This window comes from Micromonospora sp. SYSU B005, from assembly GCF_055362685.1.
This window is the reverse complement of sequence record NZ_JAXCFU010000009.1, coordinates 262,869-285,904: the sequence shown is the minus strand read 5'-3', so window position 1 is coordinate 285,904 and position 23,036 is coordinate 262,869. Positions and strand designations below refer to the sequence as shown.

General features: G+C 72.9%; 25 protein-coding genes, 1 tRNA gene and 1 pseudogene. 7 read left to right on the top strand and 20 right to left on the bottom strand.

Annotation, left to right across the window (positions count from 1 at the left end; genetic code table 11):
* Positions 1–142 precede the first annotated feature (142 nt).
* Both SM452_RS21855 and SM452_RS21850 read right to left on the bottom strand, forming a co-directional pair.
* Positions 143–1,513: a cystathionine beta-synthase gene (locus SM452_RS21855; RefSeq protein WP_030501320.1), complete on the bottom strand. Its 1,371-nt coding sequence runs from the start codon at positions 1,511–1,513 to the stop codon at positions 143–145.
* Positions 1,514–1,589: 76 nt separating this feature from the next.
* A complete protein-coding gene (locus tag SM452_RS21850) occupies positions 1,590–1,946 on the bottom strand; it encodes a YkvA family protein (protein WP_013474058.1) in 357 nt (118 codons plus the stop codon).
* Positions 1,947–2,087: 141 nt separating this feature from the next.
* On the opposite strand from SM452_RS21850, the gene SM452_RS21845 reads away from it, so the two are divergent.
* Genes SM452_RS21845 through SM452_RS21830 form a run of 4 tightly spaced genes read left to right on the top strand, consistent with a single transcriptional unit; the run spans position 2,088 to position 6,824 of the window.
* Positions 2,088–3,134, top strand: coding sequence for an SGNH/GDSL hydrolase family protein (locus SM452_RS21845; protein ID WP_262012501.1), 1,047 nt, complete (start codon positions 2,088–2,090; stop codon positions 3,132–3,134).
* Positions 3,135–3,165: 31 nt separating this feature from the next.
* A complete protein-coding gene (locus SM452_RS21840; RefSeq protein WP_194798538.1) occupies positions 3,166–3,978 on the top strand; it encodes an SGNH/GDSL hydrolase family protein in 813 nt (270 codons plus the stop codon).
* A 58-nt stretch (positions 3,979–4,036) separates the two neighbouring features.
* Positions 4,037–5,299, top strand: coding sequence for an acetyl-CoA C-acetyltransferase (locus SM452_RS21835; protein WP_355506613.1), 1,263 nt, complete (start codon positions 4,037–4,039; stop codon positions 5,297–5,299).
* A gap of 40 nt (positions 5,300–5,339) precedes the next feature.
* Positions 5,340–6,824: a CYTH and CHAD domain-containing protein gene (locus SM452_RS21830; RefSeq protein ID WP_463840564.1), complete on the top strand. Its 1,485-nt coding sequence runs from the start codon at positions 5,340–5,342 to the stop codon at positions 6,822–6,824.
* 93 nt (positions 6,825–6,917) lie between these two features.
* Here SM452_RS21830 and SM452_RS21825 read toward each other — a convergent pair whose 3' ends face one another.
* From SM452_RS21825 to SM452_RS21810, 4 genes are all read right to left on the bottom strand, one after another.
* Positions 6,918–7,238 carry a hypothetical protein gene (locus SM452_RS21825; RefSeq protein ID WP_355506617.1) on the bottom strand — a complete coding sequence of 107 codons (321 nt, stop codon included), beginning with the start codon at positions 7,236–7,238 and terminating at the stop codon, positions 6,918–6,920.
* Between the two features lie 48 nt (positions 7,239–7,286).
* Entirely contained in the window at positions 7,287–8,045 is a 759-nt protein-coding gene (locus SM452_RS21820) for a Bax inhibitor-1/YccA family protein (protein ID WP_262012505.1), read from the bottom strand.
* A gap of 125 nt (positions 8,046–8,170) precedes the next feature.
* Complete coding sequence (locus SM452_RS21815) at positions 8,171–9,028, bottom strand: Bax inhibitor-1/YccA family protein (RefSeq protein ID WP_194798542.1); 858 nt, start codon at positions 9,026–9,028, stop codon at positions 8,171–8,173.
* A 111-nt stretch (positions 9,029–9,139) separates the two neighbouring features.
* Positions 9,140–9,220 (bottom strand) — tRNA-Leu (locus SM452_RS21810).
* A 90-nt stretch (positions 9,221–9,310) separates the two neighbouring features.
* On the opposite strand from SM452_RS21810, the gene SM452_RS21805 reads away from it, so the two are divergent.
* Positions 9,311–11,140 (top strand): DUF6311 domain-containing protein, encoded by a 1,830-nt coding sequence (locus SM452_RS21805; RefSeq protein ID WP_463840563.1) that lies wholly within the window; start codon positions 9,311–9,313, stop codon positions 11,138–11,140.
* A 56-nt stretch (positions 11,141–11,196) separates the two neighbouring features.
* On the opposite strand, the gene SM452_RS21800 is transcribed toward SM452_RS21805, so the two are convergent.
* The 8 genes from SM452_RS21800 to SM452_RS21765 form a co-directional block, all read right to left on the bottom strand.
* Positions 11,197–12,528 carry an NAD(P)/FAD-dependent oxidoreductase gene (locus SM452_RS21800; protein ID WP_013284111.1) on the bottom strand — a complete coding sequence of 444 codons (1,332 nt, stop codon included), beginning with the start codon at positions 12,526–12,528 and terminating at the stop codon, positions 11,197–11,199.
* A gap of 103 nt (positions 12,529–12,631) precedes the next feature.
* Positions 12,632–13,195 (bottom strand): hypothetical protein, encoded by a 564-nt coding sequence (locus SM452_RS21795; protein ID WP_262012507.1) that lies wholly within the window; start codon positions 13,193–13,195, stop codon positions 12,632–12,634.
* A gap of 55 nt (positions 13,196–13,250) precedes the next feature.
* The gene (locus SM452_RS21790) at positions 13,251–14,612 is read right to left on the bottom strand and encodes a DUF58 domain-containing protein (RefSeq protein ID WP_262012508.1); all 1,362 of its coding nucleotides are present in this window, start codon (positions 14,610–14,612) and stop codon (positions 13,251–13,253) included.
* Positions 14,612–15,610: an AAA family ATPase gene (locus tag SM452_RS21785; RefSeq protein WP_194798551.1), complete on the bottom strand. Its 999-nt coding sequence runs from the start codon at positions 15,608–15,610 to the stop codon at positions 14,612–14,614. The genes SM452_RS21790 and SM452_RS21785 overlap by 1 nt, the downstream gene beginning before the upstream one ends.
* Positions 15,610–16,170 carry a hypothetical protein gene (locus SM452_RS21780; protein ID WP_402815138.1) on the bottom strand — a complete coding sequence of 187 codons (561 nt, stop codon included), beginning with the start codon at positions 16,168–16,170 and terminating at the stop codon, positions 15,610–15,612. Before SM452_RS21780 ends, SM452_RS21785 begins: the two co-directional genes overlap by 1 nt.
* Before the next feature lie 20 nt (positions 16,171–16,190).
* Positions 16,191–16,922, bottom strand: coding sequence for a DUF4129 domain-containing protein (locus SM452_RS21775; RefSeq protein ID WP_262012510.1), 732 nt, complete (start codon positions 16,920–16,922; stop codon positions 16,191–16,193).
* 20 nt (positions 16,923–16,942) lie between these two features.
* Positions 16,943–17,656: a uracil-DNA glycosylase gene (locus SM452_RS21770; RefSeq protein WP_262012748.1), complete on the bottom strand. Its 714-nt coding sequence runs from the start codon at positions 17,654–17,656 to the stop codon at positions 16,943–16,945.
* A gap of 19 nt (positions 17,657–17,675) precedes the next feature.
* Positions 17,676–18,362: a dienelactone hydrolase family protein gene (locus SM452_RS21765; RefSeq protein WP_135243364.1), complete on the bottom strand. Its 687-nt coding sequence runs from the start codon at positions 18,360–18,362 to the stop codon at positions 17,676–17,678.
* A 178-nt stretch (positions 18,363–18,540) separates the two neighbouring features.
* Here SM452_RS21765 and SM452_RS21760 point away from each other — a divergent pair.
* Together SM452_RS21760 and SM452_RS21755 are read left to right on the top strand one after the other, a co-directional pair.
* A pseudogene (locus tag SM452_RS21760) lies at positions 18,541–18,814 on the top strand (type II toxin-antitoxin system RelE/ParE family toxin).
* Positions 18,811–19,128 carry a helix-turn-helix domain-containing protein gene (locus SM452_RS21755; protein ID WP_355506625.1) on the top strand — a complete coding sequence of 106 codons (318 nt, stop codon included), beginning with the start codon at positions 18,811–18,813 and terminating at the stop codon, positions 19,126–19,128. The pseudogene SM452_RS21760 and the gene SM452_RS21755 overlap by 4 nt, the downstream one beginning before the upstream one ends.
* 82 nt (positions 19,129–19,210) lie before the next feature.
* Here SM452_RS21755 and SM452_RS21750 read toward each other — a convergent pair whose 3' ends face one another.
* From SM452_RS21750 to SM452_RS21725, 6 genes are all read right to left on the bottom strand, one after another.
* Positions 19,211–20,176 (bottom strand): HAAS signaling domain-containing protein, encoded by a 966-nt coding sequence (locus SM452_RS21750; protein WP_355506627.1) that lies wholly within the window; start codon positions 20,174–20,176, stop codon positions 19,211–19,213.
* A complete protein-coding gene (locus tag SM452_RS21745) occupies positions 20,173–20,505 on the bottom strand; it encodes a PadR family transcriptional regulator (protein WP_030271259.1) in 333 nt (110 codons plus the stop codon). Before SM452_RS21745 ends, SM452_RS21750 begins: the two co-directional genes overlap by 4 nt.
* Before the next feature lie 418 nt (positions 20,506–20,923).
* Positions 20,924–21,301: a type II toxin-antitoxin system death-on-curing family toxin gene (locus SM452_RS21740; RefSeq protein ID WP_281600423.1), complete on the bottom strand. Its 378-nt coding sequence runs from the start codon at positions 21,299–21,301 to the stop codon at positions 20,924–20,926.
* A complete protein-coding gene (locus tag SM452_RS21735) occupies positions 21,298–21,501 on the bottom strand; it encodes a ribbon-helix-helix domain-containing protein (RefSeq protein ID WP_013731632.1) in 204 nt (67 codons plus the stop codon). The genes SM452_RS21740 and SM452_RS21735 overlap by 4 nt, the downstream gene beginning before the upstream one ends.
* A gap of 35 nt (positions 21,502–21,536) precedes the next feature.
* Positions 21,537–22,478 (bottom strand): Ppx/GppA phosphatase family protein, encoded by a 942-nt coding sequence (locus SM452_RS21730; protein WP_463840568.1) that lies wholly within the window; start codon positions 22,476–22,478, stop codon positions 21,537–21,539.
* A gap of 48 nt (positions 22,479–22,526) precedes the next feature.
* Complete coding sequence (locus tag SM452_RS21725; protein ID WP_135243361.1) at positions 22,527–23,036, bottom strand: amino-acid N-acetyltransferase; 510 nt, start codon at positions 23,034–23,036, stop codon at positions 22,527–22,529.

Below are 23,036 nucleotides of genomic sequence, written 5' to 3'. Positions count from 1 at the left end.
CGGTATGGAAACGGTTGGCTCGACACCACCGGACCTACCGAGGGCCTTCCCTCACCTCAACCCGACACGCCGCCGCACCCCAAATCTCAAACACTCACTTAACACCGAGTGTTAAGAGGGGGCCCTTCCTTACAACGCAGGGTCAGCGGGCGCCCAGGTGGGCGAGCAGGTCCTGGCGGGTCAGCACGCCCTTGGGCTTGCCGTCGACCAGCACCAGCGCCGCGTCCGCCTTCTCCAGCAGCCCGACCGCCTCGCTCACCGGCTGGCCGCCGCCGATCATCGGCAGCGGCTCGCCCATGTGCCGCTCGATCGTGTCGTGCAGGTGGGCCTGGCCGGTGAACAGCGCGTCGAGCAGGTCCTTCTCGGCGATCGAACCGGCCACCTCACCGGTCACCACCGGCGGCTCGGCCTTGAGCACCGGGAGCTGGGAGACGCCGTACTCGCGCATGTAGTCGATCGCGTCGCGGACCGTCTCGGTCGGGTGCACGTGCACCAGCTCGGGCAGACCGCCGGGCTTGCCGGCGAGCGCGTCGGCGACCGTCGGCTCGGTGCCCGAGTCGTCCAGGAAGCCGTACCGGGCCATCCACTTGTCGTTGAAGATCTTCGACAGGTAGCCCCGGCCGCCGTCCGGCAGCAGCACCACGATCACGTCGTCCGGTCCGGCCTTGCGGGCCACCTCCAGCGCGCCCACCACGGCCATGCCGCAGGAGCCGCCGACCAGCAAGCCCTCCTCGCGGGCCAGCCGGCGGGTCATCTCGAAGGACTCCTTGTCCGACACCTCGACGATCTCGTCGGCGATCCCCCGGTCGTACGTCTCCGGCCAGAAGTCCTCACCGACGCCCTCGACCAGGTACGGCCGCCCGGTGCCGCCGGAGTAGACCGAGCCCTCCGGGTCCGCGCCGATCACCTTGACCCGGCCCTCGGACGCCTCCTTGAGGTAGCGGCCGATGCCGGAGATGGTGCCGCCGGTGCCGACGCCCGCGACGAAGTGGGTGATCCTGCCCTCGGTCTGCCGCCACAGCTCCGGGCCGGTGGTCTCGTAGTGCGAGCGCGGGTTGGCCGGGTTGCTGTACTGGTTGGGCTTCCACGCGCCGGGGATCTCCCGGGCCAGCCGGTCGGAGACGTTGTAGTAGGAACGCGGGTCCTCCGGCGCGACGGCGGTCGGGCAGACCACCACCTCGGCGCCGTACGCGCGCAGCACGTCCTGCTTGTCCTGGCTGACCTTGTCCGGGCAGACGAAGACGCAGCGGTAGCCCCGGAGCTGGGCCACCAGGGCCAGCCCGACGCCGGTGTTGCCGCTGGTCGGCTCCACGATCGTGCCGCCCGGCCCCAGGATGCCCGCCTTCTCGGCGTCCTCCACCATGCGCAGCGCGATCCGGTCCTTGACCGAGCCGCCCGGGTTCACGTACTCCACCTTCGCCAGCACGGTGGCCTGGATGCCCTCGGTGACGTTGCGCAGGCGTACCAGCGGGGTGTTGCCGATCAGCTCGACGACGTTGTCGTAGTACTGCACCTCGTTGTGCCCTTCGTCGCGCCGCCGTCGTGGGGCGGTCGGTCAGCGGTCAGTTCGCCGACCAGCGTACGTGCCGTCAGGGCACCACATGCCCGGGGATGACGGAGCTGCGACGTGCCTCCCACTCCAGGAACCGCTCGGTCTCGGCGAGCACGCTGCCGGCCAGCCAGGTGACCATGACCGCGTCGTCGGCCAGCCCGAAGATCGCCAGCGGGATCTCCGGCAGCAGGTCGATCGGGGAGACGATGTACGCCGTCGCCCCGGCCATCAGCGCCAGGCGCAGGCCGCCGTCGTACTCGCCACGGGTGGTCGCGCGGATCATCCGCGGCAGCGCCGCCAGCCGTGCCCCGAGCGACGGCCCGCCCCGCGTACCGGCCGCCAGCGCCCGGGCCAGCGCCGCGAACGCGGCGCTGCGCTTCAACGTCTTCCCCATGATGTCGCCCCTCTCCGCTCGACCATGGTGCGGCCCGATGGCAAGTCCATGTCCGCTGCCCCCGTCGGTACCCAATCCGGGCACCGCCCAGCCATCCGATCAAGGACAGCAGTGGTCGTACCGGCGCGATACTGTCGGTTCATGGGGGACGCTGGTTCCGTCGCGCCGGTCCGCCGGCAGCGCGCCCGGCAGATCGCCCGCCTCGCGGCGATCGGCACGGGCGCCACGGTGGCGGCCACCGCCGCCACCGGTGGGGTGCTGCTCGGCCAGGCCCGGCAGGCCCGCCGCACCATCCCGATGGCGCAGGCCCCGCCGCCGCGCTGCGACGGTGTGTACGGCGCGAGACTGCCCGGCCCGCCGATCACGATGGTCATCCTGGGCGACTCCTCAGCGGCCGGATACGGCGTGCACAGGCGCCGGGAGACACCGGGCTCACTGCTGGCCACCGGGCTGTCCCGCCGCCTGCACCGGCCGGTCCGGCTGCACCGGTTCGCCGTGGTCGGCGCGTTGTCGTCCGGGCTGAAGCCGCAGGTCGAGTCCGCCCTGGAGGTCGAGCCGGACGTCGCGGTGATCCTGGTCGGCGGCAACGACGTCACCAACCGCTCACCGTTCTCGGTAGCGGTGCGACACCTGGTCGACGCGGTCCGCACGCTCCGGGCGGCCGGCTGTGAGGTGGTCGTCGGCACCTGCCCCGACCTGGGCACCATCCGGCCGATCCAGCCGCCGCTGCGCTGGCTGGCCCGGCGGTGGAGCCGCCAGCTCGCCGCCGCGCAGACGGTGGGCGTGGTCGAGGCCGGCGGCCGTGCCGTCTCGCTCGGCGACATGCTCGGGCCGCGCTTCGCCGCCGACCCCGGGCGGATGTTCGCCTGGGACCGGTTCCACCCCTCAGCCGAGGGGTACGCGATAGCCGCGGCGGCGTTGCTGCCCACCGTGCTGTCCGCGTTGGGCGCGGTCCCGGAACGCAGGCCTGTCCTGCCCGGCGTGGAAGGCGTACGGTCGCTCCCGGAGGCCGCCCACCAGGCGGTCCGGCACGCCGGCACGGAGGTCAGCGGCGCCCAGTTCCGGGGTCGCGACCGCGGGCCGGGCGGGCGGTGGGCGCAGCTTCGCCGGCGGGCCTTCTTCGGCGTCGGCGCGGTGCCACCGACCGGCAGCGCCGCCGACTCGGCAACGCTGGAGGGAACGGCATGAGCGAGCGCAGCGAGCGAAGCGGAGTGCTGTCATGAGCGAGCGCGGTGAGGTGGCCCGGTGGGGCCGGGCCGCGGCCCTGTCGCTGCTGGCCGGCACGGTGGGCGGCGCGGCGGTCCTGGCCGGCCAGGCCATCGCCGCCCGGACCCGCGAGTACGCCCAGCCCGAGCTGGGCCTGGTGCTGCGCGCGACGGTCGGCCGCGCCGACGCGCCGCCGCTGCGGCTGGTGCTGCTGGGTGACTCGTCGGCGCTCGGCGTGGGCGTCGACCGGTTCGAGGACACCATCGGCGGTCAGCTCGCCAACCTGCTCGCCGAGGGGCCGACCGGCCGCCGGGTGCAGCTGTCCAGCGTCGGGGTCTCCGGCTCGCGCGCCACCGACCTGGCGACCCAGGTGGCCCGGGCACTGCTCGGTGAGCGGCCGGACGTGGCGGTCGTGCTGATCGGGGCGAACGACGCCACCGCGATGTCCCGGCCCGGCGACGCGGCGGCCTATCTCGGCTCGGCGGTACGCCGTCTGCGGGAGGCCCACGTCGAGGTGGTGGTGGGCACGTGCCCCGATCTCGGCGCGGTACGCGCGGTCGCCGCACCGCTGCGCCAGGTGCTCGGCTGGTCCGGGCGGCGGATGGCGCGGGCCCAGACGGCGGCCGTGCTGGACGCCGGCGGCACCGTCGTCGACCTGGGCACCGAGACCGGTCCGGTGTTCCGCGCGGACGCGGGCACGCTCTGCCACGACGGCTTCCACCCGTCGGCCGACGGCTACCGAGTCTGGGCGCACGCCCTGCTCCCGGCGGTCGAGGCGGCCGCTGCCGTCGCGTTCCGGCATCACCGGCGACCGCCCACGGGGTGACATTTCCCGCCCGCCGTGCGGCTTCCCGGGCATGTTACTCGCGCGTTAACGTTGGCTCATGCCGATTGAGTCGCCCCGCGACGCCGTCATCGTCGCCACCGCCCGGTCCCCCATCGGCCGCGCGTTCAAGGGTTCCCTCCGCGAGGTCCGCCCGGACGACCTCGCCGCCACCATCGTCCAGGCCGCCCTCGACAAGGTCCCGGCGCTCGATCCCACCACCATCGACGACCTCTACCTCGGGTGCGGTCTGCCCGGCGGTGAGCAGGGCTTCAACATGGCCCGGGTGGTCGCCACCCTGATGGGCCTCGACGGCCTGCCCGGTGCCACGCTGACCCGCTACTGCGCGTCCTCGCTCCAGACCACCCGGATGGCGATGCACGCGATCCGGGCCGGTGAGGGTGACGTGTTCATCTCCGCCGGCGTGGAGATGGTGTCCCGGTACGCCCGGGGCAACTCGGACACGCTGCCGCCGGAGGCGCAGGCGCTCGTCGGCGGCGGCTGGGAGAACCCCCGCTTCGCCGAGGCCCGGGAGCGTTCCGCGGCCCGCGCCCAGGGCGGTGCCGAGGTGTGGACCGACCCGCGCGAGGCCGGGCAGCTCCCCGACATCTACCTCGCCATGGGGCAGACCGCCGAGAACCTGGCCCAGGCGTACGACGTGACCCGCGAGGACATGGACGCGTTCGGCGTCCGCAGCCAGAACCTCGCCGAGAAGGCGATCGCCGACGGCTTCTGGGCTCGCGAGATCACTCCGGTCACCACGCCGGACGGCACGGTGGTCAGCACCGACGACGGTCCGCGTGCCGGGGTGACGCTGGAGGCGGTGGCCGGCCTGAAGCCGGTGTTCCGCCCGGACGGCCGGATTACCGCCGGCAACTGCTGCCCGCTCAACGACGGCGCCGCCGCCGTGGTGATCATGAGCGCCCAGCGCGCGTCCGAGCTGGGGCTCACCCCGCTGGCCCGGATCGTCTCCACCGGTGTCACCGCGCTCTCCCCCGAGATCATGGGCCTGGGCCCGGTCGAGGCGTCGAAGCAGGCGCTCAAGCGGGCCGGCATGACCATCGACGACGTCGACCTGGTCGAGATCAACGAGGCGTTCGCCGCCCAGGTGATCCCCTCGTACCGGCAGCTCGGCATCCCGGAGGAGAAGCTGAACGTCGCCGGTGGCGCGATCGCCGTCGGCCACCCGTTCGGCATGACCGGTGCCCGGATCACCGGCACGCTGCTGAACGCGCTGGAGTGGCACGACAAGACCATCGGTCTGGAGACCATGTGCGTCGGCGGTGGCCAGGGCATGGCGATGGTGCTCGAACGACTGAGCTGAGACCGGTTCGCCGGTGCGCGGGCCGGGTACGGGAGGCCGCATGGCGACCGTCGTGGAACGTGAGCGCAAGTACTCCGGCGACGAGGGTTTCCGGCTGCCCGACCTGACCGGGTGCGGTGGCGTCGTGACCATGTCCGACGCCACCGTCTCGGATCTGGACGCCGTCTACTGGGACACCGTCGACCTGCTCCTGCTGCGCAGCGGGCACGCGCTGCGTCGGCGTACCGGCGGGCACGACGCGGGCTGGCACCTCAAGGTGGGCGCTGTGGGTGGCGCCCGGGTGGAGCACCAGTTCCCGGCCGGGGCGTCCGACGACGGCCCGCCGGCCGAGCTGGTCGCGCTGATCCGGGGCGCGTCGCGCGGTCGCCCTGTCGCTCCGGCGGCCCGGGTCGTCAACCGCCGCCGGGAGCACCGGCTGCTCGACGCGGACGGCCGGGTGCTGGCCGAGGTGGCCGAGGACGACGTCCGGTCCGAGGACCTGGTGGACGGCACCGCGCGGACCTGGCACGAGATCGAGATCGAGCTGGTCGAGGGCGACGAGGCGCTGCTCGACGCCCTCGGGGAGCGGCTGCGCGCGGCAGGAGCCCGCGAGGTGGCGGTCAGCAAGTCGCACCGGGCCGTCGCCGGCCGGATCGAGCGCTTCGACGACCGGGAACCGGACGGTCCGGCGGGACCGGTCCTCGCGTACGTCAGGGCACAGCGGGACGCGATCGTCGGCAACCACGCGGCCGCGTACCAGGGGGACGAGGACGCGATCCACGACATGCGCGTGGCGACCCGCCGGTTGCGGGCGACGCTGCGTACCTTCCGGGGGTTGTGGGACCGCCGGGAGAGCGAGGCGGTCCGGGCCGAGCTGCGCCGGCTCGGCGGCGAGCTGGGCCGGGTCCGCGACACCCAGGTGATGGCCGCCCGGCTCACCGAGGCGGTGCACGAACTGCCGGACGAGCTGGTGCTCGGCCCGGTCGCGGCGCGGATCGGCGAACGGTTCGCCGCCGACCTGGCCGAGGCGACCATCGCGCTGCGGTCCGCGCTGGACTCCGACCGCTACCCCGCCCTGCTGGCCCGCCTGGACCGGCTGGCCGACGCCCCGCCCGCCGACGTCGGCCGGCGCTGGACGGACCGCCGGATCCGCAAGGCGGTACGCCGCGCCGACACACGGCTGGACCGGGCGCTCGCCACCACCGGGCCGGACGGGGACGCCGCGCTGCACGAGGCGCGCAAGAAGCTCAAGGCCGCCCGCTACGCGGTGGAGGTGCGCGAGCCGGCCGCCGGCAAGCGGGCCGCTCGCCTGGTGAAGCGGTTCAAGGCGCTCCAGGACCTGCTCGGCACCCACCAGGACTCGGTGGTCACCCGGGAGGTGCTGCGACGGCAGGCGCTCCAGGCGTACGCCGACGGCGAGAACACGTTCACCTACGGTCTGCTGCACGCGAGGCAGGCCGAGGCCGCCGGCCACGACCGCCCGGCCGTCTTGCGGGCCCGCGACCGCTCAAGACACCGCAAGGTACGCCGCTGGCTCAAGCCCTGACCGTCCCCCTCCTCCGTCGATCATGAGGTTAGCGGCGATCGACGTCCGTTTTGTCGCCGCCAACTTCATGATCAACGAGGCCGGAGCGGAGGGTCAGAGGGCGGTGCGGGTTCGGGTCACCGCGTCGGTGGCGGTGGCCAGGACCTGGTCCGGGGGCGCGGCGAGGGTCAGATCGGCGGCTACCACGCGGAGCTGGTCGGGCAGGGCCAGGTCGCTGGGGAGGCGGGGCACGTCGCGGCGCGGCTCACCGGCCGCGTCGGCGGCCAGGTTGGCGATCTCCTGGACCAGCTTGTGCACCAGGTCGGCCCGGGACACGTTCCCGCCGTCCGCCTTGGCCGACCAGCGCGGCTGCTGCCAGTGCCCGACCTGTCGGACCAGCAGGGTCACCGCCCGGTCCAGTTCCGCTGCGCTCATCGCCGCCGAGTCTACGGCGACACCCGGCCGGAGCATGTTCAGCCGGCGTCAGCGTCGTACGTAGCTGAGCAGGCGGAGGATCTGCCAGTACAGGAAGATCAGCCCGACCAGCAGACCGAAGGCGCAGTACCACGCGTAGCGGCGGGGCAGCCGGTTCGCGGCCGACCGCTCGACCAGGTCGAAGTCGAGGATGAAGCTGAGCGCACCCGCGATGATCGCCACCACCGAGAACAGGTACGGCAACCAGCCCACCCGGTCACTGAGGCTGTAGACCACCACCCCCTGCCGCCCGGTGAACAGGTACGCGAACAGGTTGACCAGGCCGATCGCCACGATCCCGACGAGCATGCCGATGACCAGCCGGGCCAGGCGCGGGGTGGCGCGGACCAGACGGGCCCGGTAGAGCACGGCCATGCCGAGGAAGACGCCGAACGTGCCGACCACCGCCTGCGCCACGATGCCCGGATAGACCAGTTCGAAGGCGCGGCTGGCCACTCCGAGAAGCAGCCCTTGCAGAACGGCGTACCCGACGATGACCGGCGGGCTGGTGATCTGCTTCAGCGAGATGACGAGCACCAGGGCCAGGCTGGCCAGCGCGCTCCCGGCGAGCGCGGCGGAGATCCACGCGGCCTGCGGCACCACCACCCAGGACACCGCCGCCGTGACACCGGTGACCAGCAGCAGACCCACGGTCCGGCTGACCACGTCGGCCACCGTCATCGTGTCGGCGGTACCGACCCCGAGCACCTGCCGCTCGGCGCGGCCGACGTCGTCCAGCCGGTCCAGCACCGGGTTGGCACTGCGCACCGTGACCACCTCCCGCCCACGTACCCGGATCCCACTCTGCCCCGGGCGGCCCGGCGGGGACGGGGAAACGGCGACGCCCGCCGCCGCGGATGCGGCAGGCGGGCGTCGTCGGGGAGGGCGTGATGTCAGTCGTCGCCCTGGAAGTAGCTGAGCAGCCGCAGGATCTCGATGTAGAGCCAGACCAGGCCGACCACGATGCCGAAGGCGGCGGTCCAGGAGTAGCGCTGCGGGAGGCCCATCCGGACCCCCTCCTCGATGTCGGCGAAGTTGAGCACGAAGCTCAGCGACGCCACCACGATGCAGACCAGGCTGAAGCCGATCGCGAGCGGGCTGCCGTCACGCAGGCCGGTGTTGACGCCGAACAGCGCCAGCACCAGGTTGACCAGCATCACGCCGAACAGGCCGGCCATGATCGCCACCATGATCCGGGCGAACTTCGGCGTGGCCCGGATGATCCGCGCCTTGTAGATCATCGCCATCAGGAAGAAGACGCCGAACGTGGCCACGACCGCCTGGAGCACGATGCCGTCGTAGAGCGACTCAAACGCCTTGCTGACCATGCCGACGAAGACGCCCTCGATGACCGAGTACGCCACGACGAGCGCCGGGTTGGCCATCCGCGAGAACGAGATGATCAGGCCGAGCACCAGGCCGACCACCGCGGCGCCGATCCACGCGACGCCGACGAGCGAGTCCGGCACGAGTACCCAGGCCGCCGCGGCCGAGGCGCCGAGGATGGCGAGCATGAGGACCGTCTTGACGACCACGTCGTCGAGGGTCATCGGGGTCACGGTGGGCGGGGCCACCGGCTGGCCGTAGCCGCCCGGGTAGGGCTGGGCGTAGGGCTGCTGCGGGTACTGCTGCTGCGGGTACTGCTGGGGGTATCCGGGCTGACCGTACGGCCCGGGCTGGGCGTACCCGGCCGCCCGCTCACGCTCTGCCGCCTGGCCGAGCCGGGCGAGCACCGGGTTCGAGGTCTTCACTTCTCAGGCCTCCCTCAGGGGGTCGATCGCACGAAAGACGTGCTACTCCAGGGTAGACGTGGGCGCAATCGCGCGCGCTACGGCTAGCTGTGGGAAAGCTGAGAGTTGACGTGCCCGGGGCGGGGGTCGAACCCGCACGCCTTGCGGCAGCCGCTTTTAAGGCGGCCGTGTCTGCCGTTCCACCACCCGGGCGGGTGACACCGGCGCGTCGACACGCGGCGGTGCAGATCTCACCGTAGCGGCTCGGCCGCGACGCGGCGTACCCCGGCGGGTGCGGCCGTTATGGTCGAGGCCGTGACCAGCGCCGCCCGCCCGGCCCTCCGGCCCGATCACCGCCGGGCGGCCGGTCCGGCGGGGGTCGCGCGGCGGGTGACGGCCGCCGTCCGCCGGCACCGCGCGGACCTGCTCGTGGGGCTGGCGTTCGTCGCGCTCGCCGCCTGGCTCACCCACGGCCTCTGGCCGGCGCCGGGCACGCGCGCACTCGCCCTCAACCCGGCGGACCAGACGCTGTACGAGTGGTTCCTGGCGCTGGACGCGCGTGCCCTGCGCGGCGAGCTGAGCCTGGTCACCGGCCGGTTGAACGCGCCGGACGGGGTCAACCTGATGGCGAACACCTCGGTCGTGGCGCTCGGCGTGCTGCTCGCCCCGGTCACGCTGGCGTTCGGGGCGCCTGTCACGTTCGCGCTGCTCGTCGCCGTGAACATGGCCGGTACGGCGCTCGCCTGGTACCTGCTGTTCACCCGCGTCCTGCGGGCCCGCCGGCTCGCTGCCGCGCTCGGCGCGGCGCTCTGCGGCTTCGGGCCGGGCATGGTCTCGCAGAGCAACGGCCACCTGCACATGACCGCGCAGTGGCTGGTCCCGGTGCTGGTCTGGCTCGTGGTCCGGCTGCTGCGCGCCGCCGACCCGGCCGGTCGCCCGGACGGTCCGGACCGCCGCCGCATGGCCTCCTCCGCGGCCGGGCTCGCCGCGGTCGTCACCGTGCAGGTCTTCGTCGGCGAGGAGGTGCTGTTCCTCGCCGCGCTCACCCTGGCGGTGACCGCCGTCGCGTACGGGCTGGCCGACCGGGATCTGCTGCGCCGGGCCGGCTCCGGGTTCGCCGGTGGCCTGCTCGTCGCCGCCGGGCTGGCGCTGCCGGTGCTGGCGTACCCGCTGTGGGTGCAGTTCGCCGGCCCGCAGGGCGTCGCGGACGGCATGTTCCCGCCCGCCTACTTCTCCGCCGACCTGATCGGCTGGACCCGCCTGTCCGCGCTGACGGTGTTCGGCAGCCCGGAGGCGGTACGGCTCACCACCGGCCCGGCCGAGTTCACCACGTTCCTGGGCTGGCCGTTGCTGCTGGTCGCCGCCGCCTGCGCGGTCTGGCTGGGGCGGCGGGCCCCGGTGGTGGCGCTCGTGGCCGGGGCGCTGACGATGGCCGCGCTCGCGCTCGGCCCGGAGGTGGTGGCGGGCGGCGAGCGGACCGGGATTCCCGGCCCGTACGCGCTGCTGGCCGAGCTGCCGGTGGTGGACGGCGCGCTGCCGATGCGTTTCGCGCTGGCGGTGCTGCCGCTCGCCGGCACCGTGCTCACCCTCGCCGTGCACCGGGCACTCGGCGAATCCGGGCGGGCCCGCCGGGTCGTCCCGTTCGCGGTCGGCGCGGCGCTGCTCAGTGTCCTTCCCACGCCGCTGCCCACGATGGACCGGCCGCCGCTGCCCGAGTTCGTCACCGGCGGCCACTGGCGGAAGTGCGTACACCCCGGCGGGGTGCTGGTGCCGGTGCCCACCGCCACCCCGCAGGATCCCTGGCCGATGCGCTGGGCCACCGCCACCGGCGTCGCGTTCGCCATGCCGGAGGGCTTCTTCATCGGCCCGTACGGCCCGCACGGCTCGGCCACCATGGGCACCTGGCAGCGTCCCACCTCGGCGCTGCTCGCCGACGTGGCCCGCCGGGGCGTGGTGCCCGCGATCGGTGACCGGCAACGCCGCCAGGCCGCGCGGGACGTCGAGTTCTGGCACGCCTCGTGCGTCGCGGTGACGGACGACACGCCGCACGCGGAGATGCTGCGCCGAAGCGTGGAGCAGCTGTTCGGGCGGCCGGGTACGCGGCTCGCCGACGCCTGGACCTGGCGCTTCTGAACCCGGACACGGCGAAGGGCCCCTCCCGTACGGAAAGGGCCCTTACCCGAAACGCGTCAGACGCGCGCGGCGACCGGCGGGGCGGACGCCTCGGCGAACTCCTCGCGCGGGTCGTGCAGCTGGCCCAGCGCGACCACCTCACGCTTGAGGAAGAACGCCAGCGTCCAGTCGACCACCACGCGCACCTTGCGGTTGAACGAGGGGATCCGCGACATGTGGTACGTCCGGTGCATGAACCACGCCGGCCAGCCGGTCATCTTGATGCCGTAGACCTGCGCCACGCCCTTGTGCAGGCCGAGGCTCGCCACGCTGCCGGCGTGCTTGTGCTTGTAGTCGACCGGCTCGCGCCCGCGGATCACGTTCGCGATGTTGTCGGCCATCCGCGCCGCCTGCCGCACCGCGTGCTGGGCGCTCGGGGAGCAGAAGTTGCCCGGCTCCTTGGTCAGGTCCGGTACGGCGGCGCAGTCACCGGCGCTCCACGCGCCCTCGACCACCCGGTCGCCGTCCACGATCTGCAGCGTCGGCCGGCAGGTGACCCGGCGGCGCTCGTCACGCGGGAAGTCCGTCGCGTCCAGCATCGGCGACGGCTTCACACCGGCGGTCCAGACGATGGTGTCGGACGGGAAGCTGTCGCCGTCGGAGAGCTTCACCACACCGTCGACGCAGGACTCCAGCCGGGTGTCCAGGCGGATGTCCATGTCCCGCTTCATCAGCTGCTGCACCGTGTAGGCGCCCATGTCCCGGTCGACCTCGGGCAGCACCCGCTGGGTCGCCTCGACGAGCACCCAGCGCATGTCCTCCGGCTTCAGCTCCGGGTAGTAGCGCAGCGCGTCCCGGGCCATGTCCTCCATCTCGGCGAGCGCCTCGATGCCGGCGTAGCCGCCGCCCACGAAGACGAACGTCAGCGCACGGCTGCGGACCGCCGGGTCGGTGGTGGAGGCCGCCACGTCGAGCCGGTCCAGCACGTGGTTGCGCAGGAAGATGGCCTCGCCGATGGTCTTGAACCCGATGCCGTTCTCGTGCAGGCCGGGGATCGGCAGGGTGCGGGAGACCGAGCCGGGGGCGACGACCACGTGGTCGTACTGGATCTCCCGGGCCGGGCCGCTGATCGGCTGCACCACGGCGGTCATGCGGTCGTGGTCGATCCGGGTGACGGTGCCCGCCACCACGGTGCACTTGCGCAACTCCCGCCGCAGCGGCACCACGGCGTGCCGAGGGGAGATGTTGCCCGCCGATGCCTCCGGGAGGAACGGCTGGTACGTCATGTGCGGCTGCGGGTCGACGACGATGACCTCCGCCTCACGCCTGCTCAGCTTCTTGGACAGGCGCAGAGCGGCGTACAGGCCCACGTGACCGGCACCCACGACAAGGATCCGCTTCGGGTTCACGTCATCTATCTTTCCCCGGGTGCTTCGGGTAATCCCGCGCGAGACCCCCTTCTGTGACGGAGCACAACCGGTGTGACCTGCGCAACGTCCCCGGAACGCTGGGTCATCTGCGCCGGAGCAGCCAGCCCAGCAAGCCGCTCAGTCCCACCGCCACCAGCAGTCCCGCCACTGTCGCGGCCTGGGAGCCGTCCGTGCCGCCCACTCCCCCGAGCCACGCCAGCACCACGCCGAGCACGGCGCTGGCGAGCACCACGCCGCCCACCCGGCCCAGCCACCGCAGCACCACGTCCGGATCGATCAGCCCGTCGTAGGGCAGCAGCGCGGCCAGCGCGCAGAGCGAGTGCGCCAGGTAGAGCAGCGTCGCCACGGCGAGCAGCCGCCACAGCGCCGGTGGCCGGTCGAAGCCGAGCGTGGCCAGCAGCCAGCCGCCGACTGTCACCAGCGCGGTGAACGTCGGCCAGATCCGGCGCGGCCCGGCCGCCGGGAGCACCGCGGCCACCGTCATGGCCAGCAGCGAGCGCGGGGTGAGGGCCTGCACCGGGTACGCGAGCAGGAAGCCGGCCAGCACGGTGAGGAAGATGCCGCCGCGTACGAGCAGCGGCAGCGGACTGACCCGGGCGGCCGCGTACCGCAGCGCCCGCACCCGCTCGACCAGGGCGTCCGTCACTGAGCCGGCCTTTCGTTCGCGACTGCGGGACTCCGCTTCGCTGCGTTCCTCGCGCTCACCGCAGTCCCGCCTTCGGGGCGGTCGCCAGCCGGGCCACGTCGCGCAGCACCTCGTCCAGGCTGCCCGCGCCCGCCCAGCGCACCACCGGCACGCCGTGCTCGCGGAGCTGGCCGATCATCGTGTCCCGGTCCAGCCGCCACAGCCGGTACGCCACCTCGGCCCAGCCCCGTTCCTTCGGCATCGGCAGCTCGGCCGGCAGCGTGTCCACCGCCACCACGAACCGGCCACCCCGGGCCAGCCGGGCCAGCATCTGCGCGGACCGCTCGTCGAGCAGCGGCGTGAGGACCACCACGAGCGCGTCCGAGGAGAGCACCTGCGGGCCGAAGACCTGGTCGTACGGCTCGTGCGGGGACGTGGTGGCCTGCACGTCGAGCAGCCACTCCAGCACGGTTAGGTACTGCCGCCGCCCGGTGGCCGGACGCAGCCGGCGGGCGGCCGGGCCGTACTCCAGCATCGACACCCGGTCACCGCGGTGCAGGTAGTGCTCGGCGATCGCGGCGGCGGCCCGCACGGTGGTGTCCAGCACCGACGCGGTGCCGTTCACGCCACCGGAACGTCCGGCCTCGGCCAGCACGTCCAGCAGCACCACCACCTCGGCGTCCCGGTCCGAGAGCGTGGCGGCGACGTGCAGTTGGCGGGCCCGCAGCGACACCCGCCAGTCGATCCGGCGCAGCCGGTCGCCGGGTGCGAACACGCGTACCCCGGCCAGTTCGCCGCCCTCGCCCGGCCGCCGCGACCGGTGCCCGCCGACCAGCCCGGCGGCCCGGGGCATCGCCTCGACCGCGTCGAACGGCTCGGTACGCGGATAGACCCGCGCCCGGATCGGGTCGGTGATCACCGCGCGGGAGACCAGCAGCCCGTCGGCGGCGGCGACCCGCACCCCGGCCGGGCCGATCGGGTGCCGCCCCCACCGCAGGGCGGTGCCGGTCAGCTCCAGGTCGACGGCGCTGCCCCGCGGCACGGAGGTGACGAACGGGCGGTCCGCCCCGCCGGAGCGGCTCACGTCCAGCCCGGTGCCGCCGAAGCCGACCTGCTCCACCCGAAGCCAGCGCGACATCCGGGTCCGGACCACAGCCAGGTCGTACCCGATCAGGTCGGGGTTGGCCACGGCGACGGTGGCGGCCAGCGGCGCGCCCTCGACCAGGTGGGTGTCCCCCACGCCGAGTTCCAGCTCGGGCAGCCCGGCGGGGCGGCGACGCAGCGCGTACGCGGTCCCGAGCGCGAACGGCGTGGCGAGCACCACCAGGTCGATGCGGCCGAGCAGGACTGCCGCCACGAGCAGTACGCCGGTGAGCAGCACGGCCCGGCCGAGCGCCCAGGTGGGCGCCCAGCCGCTCGCCGCGTCGGCCCGGTCCATCAGCGTCCGGCGGCGTAGCTGGGCAGCGCGCCGCTGGCCGGGGCGGGCGTCGACTCCAGCACCTCGCCGACCACGAACGACGGGTCGACGCGGCGCAGCCACATCTCCGGCCGCAGCGTGATCCGGTGCGCCAGCGCGGGCGCCGCCACCGCCTTGACGTCCTCCGGCACCACGTAGTCCCGGTTGGCGAGCACCGCCCGGACGCGGGACAGCAGCAGCAGCGCCAGCGAGCCGCGCGGGGACGCGCCGACGAGCACCGACGGGTGCTCCCGGGTGGCGGCGGTCAGCGCCACGATGTATCGGCCGACCGAGTCCTCGACCACCACGTCCTCCAGCGCTGCCTGCATGGCGCGCAGCGTGGCGGCGTCCACCACCGGCTTGATCTCCGCCTCCTCGCGGCGGCGGGCGATCCGGCGGCGCAGCACGTCCCACTCCTCGTCGTGGCTGGGGTAGCCGAACGAGACCCGCAGCAGGAACCGGTCGAGCTGCGCCTCCGGCAGCGGGTACGTGCCCTCGTACTCGATGGGGTTTGCGGTGGCGAGCACGTGGAACGGCTCGTCGAGGCGGTAGGTCACGCCCTCCACCGAGACCTGCTTCTCCTGCATCGCCTCCAGCAGCGCCGACTGCGTCTTCGGCGGCGTCCGGTTGATCTCGTCGGCGAGCAGCAGGTTGGTGAACACCGGCCCGGCCCGGAAGGCGAAGTCGCCGCTGCTCTGGTCGTAGAGGAACGAGCCGGTCACGTCGGCGGGCAGCAGGTCCGGGGTGAACTGGAGGCGCCGGAAGTCCAGCCCGAGCGCCTGCGCGAAACAGCGCGCGGTCAGCGTCTTGCCCAGGCCGGGCAGATCCTCCAGCAGCACGTGACCACCGGCGAGGATGCCGGCCAGCACCAGCTCCAGCGCGTCCCGCTTGCCGACCACGACGGTGCCGACCGCCTCCAACACGGCCCGGGCGAGCCGGCCCACCTCGGCGGGAGCCATGCTCCGGTCCACGTCGTTCATCAGATCTTCTCCAGTTCGGCGACGATCGCCGCGAGGTCGCGCGGCGACGGAGTGCGGCGGACGGGGGTGGCGAGGAACGTCCACAGTGGCTCGCCCAGCAGGGCTCGGGCGCGGGCCGGGTCGGACTCACGGGTGACGCCGTGCCGTTGACGCAGCCGTTCGTCGGCCAGCTCGCCGAGGCGCGGCAGGATGCGTTCGGTGAACCGCTCCCGGTTGTCGGCGGACCAGTCCAGCGGGCGCTCCCAGCCGTTGATCGCGGTACGCAGCGCGTCCCGGGCGGACCAGTTCCAGGTGCCGGGCTCCTCGCCGGCGGGCGCCCGGGCACCCGCGCGGGGCGGCGGCGGGGGTGAGAGCGCGGTGGTGACCCGGCGTACGGCGAGCACGGCGAGCACCCCGGCCACGATGATCCAGATCGGCACCTTCAGGCCGACCGCGCGCAGCCCGACCACGATCACCACGACGACGGCCGCGGTGACCGCGGCGGTCCGCAGCAGCGCGCGCGCCCGGCCGCCACCGGACGGACGCTCGGCCTCCCCGGCGGGCTCCTCGCCGAACGACATCAGGTCGTCGATGCTGGTGCTCACGACGCCTCCCCCGCCAGGCTGGTCAACTCGCCGCGCAACCGGCGCAGCGCGGCGCGGGCCTGGTCCCGGGTGTGCTCGTCGACCGGGTGCGTGGCGTAGCGGGCCTCCCGGTAGACGTGCGCGAAACCGTCGAGCACGTCGGCACTGGCGATCGCCGGGATCCCGGCCGCCGGGTCGCCGCGCAGCAGCCGGCCGACCAGGTCGGTCGGGGTGTCACCGGTGTGCCGGGGCACACCCGCGTCCTCGGCGGCCTCCTCCAGGCGTACCCAGCAGGCGATCACAGCGGTCCGCGGGTCGGTGGAGCGGTCGTCCAGTTCGACGAGTCCGGCGTCGAGCGCGGCCACCACCTCACGGGCGGTCCCCTCCGCGGTACGCCGCGAGCGCCGCACCGGCACCGCGCGAGTCGTGCGCCGCAGCGCGCCCCGGAGCACGTTCCACAGGACGTACCCGACGGCGCCCAGCACCGCCGCGAACAGCAACGCCACGGCGGTGGTGGCCAGCCAGTCGGGCACACCGCCCGACGTGGACTCGCCCACGTCGCGGGGTTCGACCGGGATCGACGGCACCGCCTCGGGCGAGGGGTAGTCCGGCACGTACGGGATGGTGTCGGCGGCGGGCGGGATCCGGCTGGCCCCGATGGCGGAGTGACCGGCGGCGAACGCGGCGAGCGCGAGCAGCACCGCCACCGCGGCGACCGGCCACCACCTGCGCAGTACGCCGAAATCCATCCCACCGCCTCAGGTGTTCCTCAGTCCACCCCGGCCAGGTCCTTCGCCCGGGTGAACACGTCGTCCAGCATCGCCGGTGTGAGCCGGCCGGTGAACGTGTTCTGCTGGCTGACGTGATAGCAGCCCAGCAACGCCGGCACCGACTCGCCGGACCAGTGTGCCCCATGGCCGAACACCGGTCGCGGAGTGGGCGGTCGCTGGCCGTACACCTGGCGTAGCACCGGCCACCACGCGGCCCACGCGAACGCGCCGAGCGCGACCACGACGCGCAGCGTGGGCCGGATCAACCCGACCTCGCGGTGCAGCCACGGCGCGCAGGTGTCCCGCTCGTCCGGGGTGGGTTTGTTGTCCGGCGGCGCGCACCGCACGGCGGCGAAGATGCGGGTGTCGCGCAGCGTCAGGCCGTCGTCGGCGGACACGCTCGTCGGCTGGTTGGCCAGCCCGGCGCGGTGCAGCGCGGCGAACAGCACGTCACCGGACCGGTCCCCGGTGAAGATCCGGCCGGTGCGGTTGCCGCCGTGCGCGGCCGGCGCCAGGCCGAGGATCGCGATCCGGGCGTCCGCCGGCCCGAGGCCGGGCACCGGCCGTCCCCAGTAGTCCTGGTCGCGGAAGGCCGCCCGCTTGACCCGGGCGACCTCCTCTCGCCACGTCACCAGGCGTGGGCAGGCGAAGCAGTCGCTGACCGCGCCGTCGAGGTCGGCCAGGTCGGCCGCCCGCGCGGCGCGGGCGACCACGTCCTGCGGGGTACGCGACTCAGCCAAGCTTCGCCCGGAACAGTTCCAGCGTGCGGGCCCAGGCGGTGGCGGCCGCCCGCTGGTCGAAGTGCTCCGGCCGGTCCTCGTTGAAGAAGGCGTGCGCGGTGCCCGGGTAGTCGAACGTCTGGCAGGTGCCACCGGCGGACTCGATGGACCGGCGTACGCTCTGCACCCCGTCGGCGGCGGACAGGCCGTCCGCCTCGGAGCAGTGGATGAGCGCTGCCTTCCCGGCGTAGTCGGCCCAGTCGGTGGCCATGCCCTCCCAGGGCAGGCGCGGGTAGAACCCGGCGGTCGCGACGATGCGCTCGGAGAACGTGGCGGACCACAGGGCCAGGCTGGCGCCCGCGCAGAACCCGGCGCAGCCCACCTTGCCGGCGACCTCGGACCGGCTCGCCAGGTATTCGGCTGCGGCGGCGATGTCGCTGGCCGCCTCGTCCATCTGGGAGCTGTTCAGCATCAGTCGCGGCTCGGTCGGCTTCACGGCCGGCCCGCCGTGCCGGAAGTCGGGCGCGAGGGCGACGAAGCCGGCCTCGGCGAAGCGATCCACCACGGCCCGGACGTGGGGCACCAGTCCCCACCAGTCCTGGATGACGATGACCGCCGGGCTGGCCGCACCGCCGGAGGGTATCGCGAGATACCCCTCGCTCGTCCCCCCGTTGCCGGTGAAGCTCACCATCTCGCCCATGGGCCCGTCCTCCTAGCGGTCAGTCATCATTGGCTGGTCGCCCAGTTGGCTGATACGTGCCGGTAGCGTGCCACGCCGTCACCGGCGCGGGGAAGACGGAACAACAGTGGCATTCACCTCCTGTCGAACCGCCGGACAGGCACACACGCCGGGTATAGCGATTGCTAAACCAGCTCCCGTGGTGGCTGGAGACTGGGACGTCTACCTGGTCGACGAGGTGCGGCAGTGGCTCGACACTCTCGACGCGTCCACCCATGCGCGGGTGGTGCAGGTGATCGACCTCCTGGCCGAGCACGGACCAGGACTCGGACGGCCCCTCGTCGAGCATCCTCCTGGTCGCCGGCGACAAGTCCGGCCGATGGGAGACGTGGTATCAGGAGGCCATTCCCGTCGCCGAGCACCGCTACGAGCTCTACCTCAAGGACCGGGCACGAGAGGAGGGAAAGGCATGAGCGACTACTCCCGGTGGCAGGACATCCGCGCCGACCACGTCGCCCGGGCCGGCGGGGAAGAGGCAGTCGATGCGGGTAAGCAGGAACTCCTCGCCGAGGTCGTCGGCCATCGCCTCGCGGAGGTACGGCGAGCGCGCGGCTTGACCCAGCAGCAGGTCGCCGACCGGATGGGCGTCACCAAGGGACGGGTCTCCCAGATCGAGCAGGGAAACATCTCCGGCCAAGAGGTGGTGGCCCGATTCGCCGCCGCCCTGGGTGGCCGACTCCATCAGGCGATCTACTTCGACGACGGTGACATCGCCGCCATCGCCTGACAGCGGCTCCGCGCGAGATCTTGGAAGATTGCGGCCCTTATGAGGGCCGTTTCCTTCCAAGATCTCGCGCGGTCGAGCGCACTCAGGGGGTTGACGTGGGTTCCGGGGAAGCGCTGGGGGTGGACGGGGCGGGCGGCGGGGCCGCGGATGGGGTGATGCTGTCGGTGGGCGCGGGTGCGGGCGGGGCGATCGACGGCGAGACCGGCGGGCCGAACGGCGCCAACTCCGGGCAGTACGGGTAGGTGTTACGCATCTCCGGCACCGCGCCCGTGTCGGCCATGCAGCTCGGCCAGCCGAGCGTGATCGGCACGCCGTTCTGGTCGAAGAGCCGTGCGTCGCGGATCAGCCGCCCCTGCTGGTCGTAGACGAAGACGTCCTCGATCCGCTCGTACCGGTGGTCCACCGACGTCTGCTCGTAACTGCCGTAGCTGTCGGTGTCGGCGCGCTCGTCCACCTGAGCCAGCACGGCGAAGGAGAACAACAGCAGCGCGGCGGTGCCGATCTGGTGCAGTTGCCGCCGCCACCCGGTGATCCCGGCCGAGCGACGGCCCCACCACATGGACGCGACGATCGCGCCGATGAGCAGCAGCATCCCCATCGAGCTGTTGCCGTCCAGCCGGGGCACCAAACCGGACCGGCCGTCCACCATCCACGCCACGATCAGCGCGGCCAGCCAGCCGCGGAGCAGCCACCAGGCCGGGCGCAGCGGACGCAGGAAGTCGCTCACCGTCTCGTGCCCGAGCACCGGGCCGAGCTGGCGGTCGAGCAGACGCAGCTGGGTGGCCGCCTCCCGCCGGGCCTCGGCGAGGCGGTGGAAACGCGCCGGCCGCCGGCTCGGCAGGGCACCGGCGGCGGCGCGCAGCTCGGCCGCGTACGCCTCGGGGGTGCCCAGCCGGTCCACGAGTGCGCCGTCGCCCTCGGCTGCCACCTCGGCGAGGTGTTCCGGCAGGTCCTCGGTCAGCTCGTCGCGGACCGCCGGCGGCAGGTCGGCGAGCGCCGCGCGTACCCGGTCGACGTAGTCCGTGATCTCCTGCCCCATGACGGTCATGCCGCCATCCCCCGATCGTCGAGCAGTGCGTCCATGGTGGTGGCGAACGAGCGCCAGGTCTTGCCGGAGCGGGTGAGCTGGTCACGCCCGGCCGCGTTCAGCGAGTAGTACTTGCGGTGCGGCCCGGATTCGCTCGGCACCACGTACGTGGTGAGCAGGCCTGCCGCGAACAGCCGGCGCAGCGTGCCGTAGACCGAGGCGTCGCCGACCTCGGTCAGGCCGGCCTCGCGCAGCCGCCGCAGGATGTCGTAGCCGTATCCGTCCTCGTCCTTGAGCACGGCGAGCACCGCCAGGTCGAGCACGCCCTTGAGGAGCTGCGTGGTATCCACGCTCAGCACACTAGTGCGCAATGCGCACTACCGTCAACGACACAACACCTACCGGCGAGCGGTCCACCCGATGAAACGGTCGAACAGGTCGGCCGGGTTCGGGTTGGCGGCCATCAGGTCGGCGGTGGCGTCGAACAGGCAGCCCGCCATGTGGATCGACAGGGCGACGCGGTCACGTCGGCAGTCGAGGAGCAGCGTCTGACGTGGAGAAGTGGATCAAGGAACACCGCCCCGAACTGGCGACGGGCTGGCGCCGCACCCTCCTCGTTGACCAAGGAGTTGGCGTCCTCACGGGCGCCCTGACCAGACACAAACTCCTTGATCACCGCCTGAGGAGGCGGCGGCGAGAGAGCCAGAGGGCTAGGCGAGGCTCCAGGCGATGCCGTCCGGCATCTGCGACAGCATTTCCGCCGATGGCTCAGACATAGAGCTTGCGGAGCTCGCGGGCGATGTCCGAGACCTCGGTCAGGGTGCCGCTGGCCACCGACATCACGAGAGCCTCGGCCTGATCAACGTCGACATCCTGGATAGGCACCTCATTGAGGGCCAGAAACACCCGCCCCGCCGCCCAGGCGAGACGCTTGTTCCCATCAATCAGCGCATGGTTCATGCAGACCGAGTGCAGCAGCGCGGCCGCCTTGGTCCAGAGATCGGGATAAGCCTCCTGGCCGAACGCCACGGTGGCCGGGCGGACCACCGCCGAAGAGAGCAGACCGAAGTCACGGACCTGCGGCGTCTCACCCAACACGATCGAGGCGATCTCCACGAGGTCGTCGACCTCGAGATAGTTGATCACTCCGCCAACCGCCGCAGCAGCTCAGCGTCACGCTCGGCAACCTCTCGCGCAAGATCCCGCACGCGGGCACGATGATTGCGCGCCGAGACGTACTCCTCGACGGCCACAACGATGGTGGCGTTCATCGACCGGTGCTCCTGCTCGGCAAGCTGCTTGAGCCGTTCGTGCAGTCCGTCAGGAAGATTGACCGTGGTGACCATATGGAAATCATACCGGCCGCACGCAGGGAAACCACCTATCTCGAGGTCGCCGCCAGGCTCCAGGCGATGCCGTCGAGGATGTCGTGCTCGGAGGCGACCACCGACGGCATCCCGGCCCGCTCCATGATCACTCGCAGCACCAGCGCGCCCGCGCCGATCACGTCGGCCCGCCCCGGGTGCATCACCGGGTACGCCAGCCGCTGCTCGCTGCTCTTGCCGAGCAGGTCGGCGGTCACCTCGGCCACCTGCTCGTACGAGACGCGGGCGTGGTGGATGCGACTGGGGTCGTACTCCTGGAGCCCTTCGGCCAGGGCGACCACTGTGGTGACCGAACCGGCGAGCCCGACCAGCGTGGCGGCCTCGCGGCCGGGCACCGCGGCGAGCGCGCGGTCGACGGCCGCGGCGATGTCGGCCTCGGCGGCGGCGATCTGCGCCGCTGTCGGCGGGTCGCCGTGCAGGTGCCGTTCGGTCATCCGGACGCAGCCGATGTCCACCGAGATCGCGCCGCGCACGCCGTCGGCGCGGGTGCCGACGACGAACTCGGTCGAGCCGCCGCCGATGTCGACCACCAGGTACGGCGGCTCGGCGTCGGCGGGCAGGCCGCGGACCGCGCCGGTGAACGACAGCCGTGCCTCCTCGTCGCCGGTCACCACCTCGGGCGGTACGCCGAGCGTGCGCTCGACCATGGCGCGGAAGTCGGCGGCGTTGGAGGCGTCGCGGGAGGCCGACGTGGCGCACATGCGTACCCGCTCGACGCCGGACTTCTCGATCTCGGCTGCGTAGTCGGCGAGCGCCACCCGGGTCCGCTCGATCGCCTCCGGTGCGAGCATGCCGGTCTGGTCGACGCCCTGCCCCAGCCGGACGATCTCCATCCGCCGCGAGACGTCCACCAGTGGCGCCGCCTCCCCGGCCGACGCCTCGGGCAGGTCGGCGATCAGCAGTCGGATCGAGTTGGTCCCGCAGTCGATGGCTGCCACACGCGCACTCACGGCGCCCACCCTACGGCAGCCCGCCCCCACCCCGGCTCAGAGGCGCAGCAGCATTCGGGTGTTGCCCAAGGTGTTGGGCTTGACCCGTTCCAGGTCCAGGAACTCCGCGACACCCTCGTCGTACGAGCGCAGGAGCTGCTCGTACACCGGCTGCGGGACGGGTGCGCCGTCGATCTCGCGGAAACCGAACGAGCCGAAGAAGCCGGTCTCGAACGTGAGCACGAAGATCCGGGCGATGCCCAGCTCCCGTGCCGCGTCGATCAGCCCGCCGACGATCCGATGCCCGATCTTGTGGCCCCGGCAGGACGGGTCGACCGCCACCGTCCGGATCTCGGCCAGGTCCTCCCACATGACGTGCAGCGCGCCGCAGCCGACCACAGTGCCATCAGGCGTCACCGCGACCCGGAACTCCTGCACGTCCTCGTACAGCGTCACAGTCGCCTTGCTGAGCAGCCGCCGGTCGTCGGTGTAGGTGTCCACCAGCCGCCGGATGCCACGCACGTCGGTGGTGCGGGCCCGGCGCACAGTGATCTCGTCGGCGCTCAT

Coding starts and splice junctions, on each gene's coding strand:
- SM452_RS21755 (WP_355506625.1), top strand. CDS start 18,811: ATGAGCGACTACTCCCGGTGGCAGGACATCCGCGCCGACCACGTCGCC.
- SM452_RS21750 (WP_355506627.1), bottom strand. CDS start 20,176: ATGACCGTCATGGGGCAGGAGATCACGGACTACGTCGACCGGGTACGC.
- SM452_RS21830 (WP_463840564.1), top strand. CDS start 5,340: ATGGCGACCGTCGTGGAACGTGAGCGCAAGTACTCCGGCGACGAGGGT.
- SM452_RS21840 (WP_194798538.1), top strand. CDS start 3,166: ATGAGCGAGCGCGGTGAGGTGGCCCGGTGGGGCCGGGCCGCGGCCCTG.
- SM452_RS21850 (WP_013474058.1), bottom strand. CDS start 1,946: ATGGGGAAGACGTTGAAGCGCAGCGCCGCGTTCGCGGCGCTGGCCCGG.
- SM452_RS21825 (WP_355506617.1), bottom strand. CDS start 7,238: ATGAGCGCAGCGGAACTGGACCGGGCGGTGACCCTGCTGGTCCGACAG.
- SM452_RS21725 (WP_135243361.1), bottom strand. CDS start 23,036: ATGAGCGCCGACGAGATCACTGTGCGCCGGGCCCGCACCACCGACGTG.
- SM452_RS21845 (WP_262012501.1), top strand. CDS start 2,088: ATGGGGGACGCTGGTTCCGTCGCGCCGGTCCGCCGGCAGCGCGCCCGG.
- SM452_RS21765 (WP_135243364.1), bottom strand. CDS start 18,362: ATGGGCGAGATGGTGAGCTTCACCGGCAACGGGGGGACGAGCGAGGGG.
- SM452_RS21805 (WP_463840563.1), top strand. CDS start 9,311: ATGGTCGAGGCCGTGACCAGCGCCGCCCGCCCGGCCCTCCGGCCCGAT.
- SM452_RS21790 (WP_262012508.1), bottom strand. CDS start 14,612: ATGGACCGGGCCGACGCGGCGAGCGGCTGGGCGCCCACCTGGGCGCTC.
- SM452_RS21785 (WP_194798551.1), bottom strand. CDS start 15,610: ATGAACGACGTGGACCGGAGCATGGCTCCCGCCGAGGTGGGCCGGCTC.
- SM452_RS21835 (WP_355506613.1), top strand. CDS start 4,037: ATGCCGATTGAGTCGCCCCGCGACGCCGTCATCGTCGCCACCGCCCGG.
- SM452_RS21775 (WP_262012510.1), bottom strand. CDS start 16,922: ATGGATTTCGGCGTACTGCGCAGGTGGTGGCCGGTCGCCGCGGTGGCG.
- SM452_RS21780 (WP_402815138.1), bottom strand. CDS start 16,170: ATGTCGTTCGGCGAGGAGCCCGCCGGGGAGGCCGAGCGTCCGTCCGGT.
- SM452_RS21735 (WP_013731632.1), bottom strand. CDS start 21,501: ATGGTCACCACGGTCAATCTTCCTGACGGACTGCACGAACGGCTCAAG.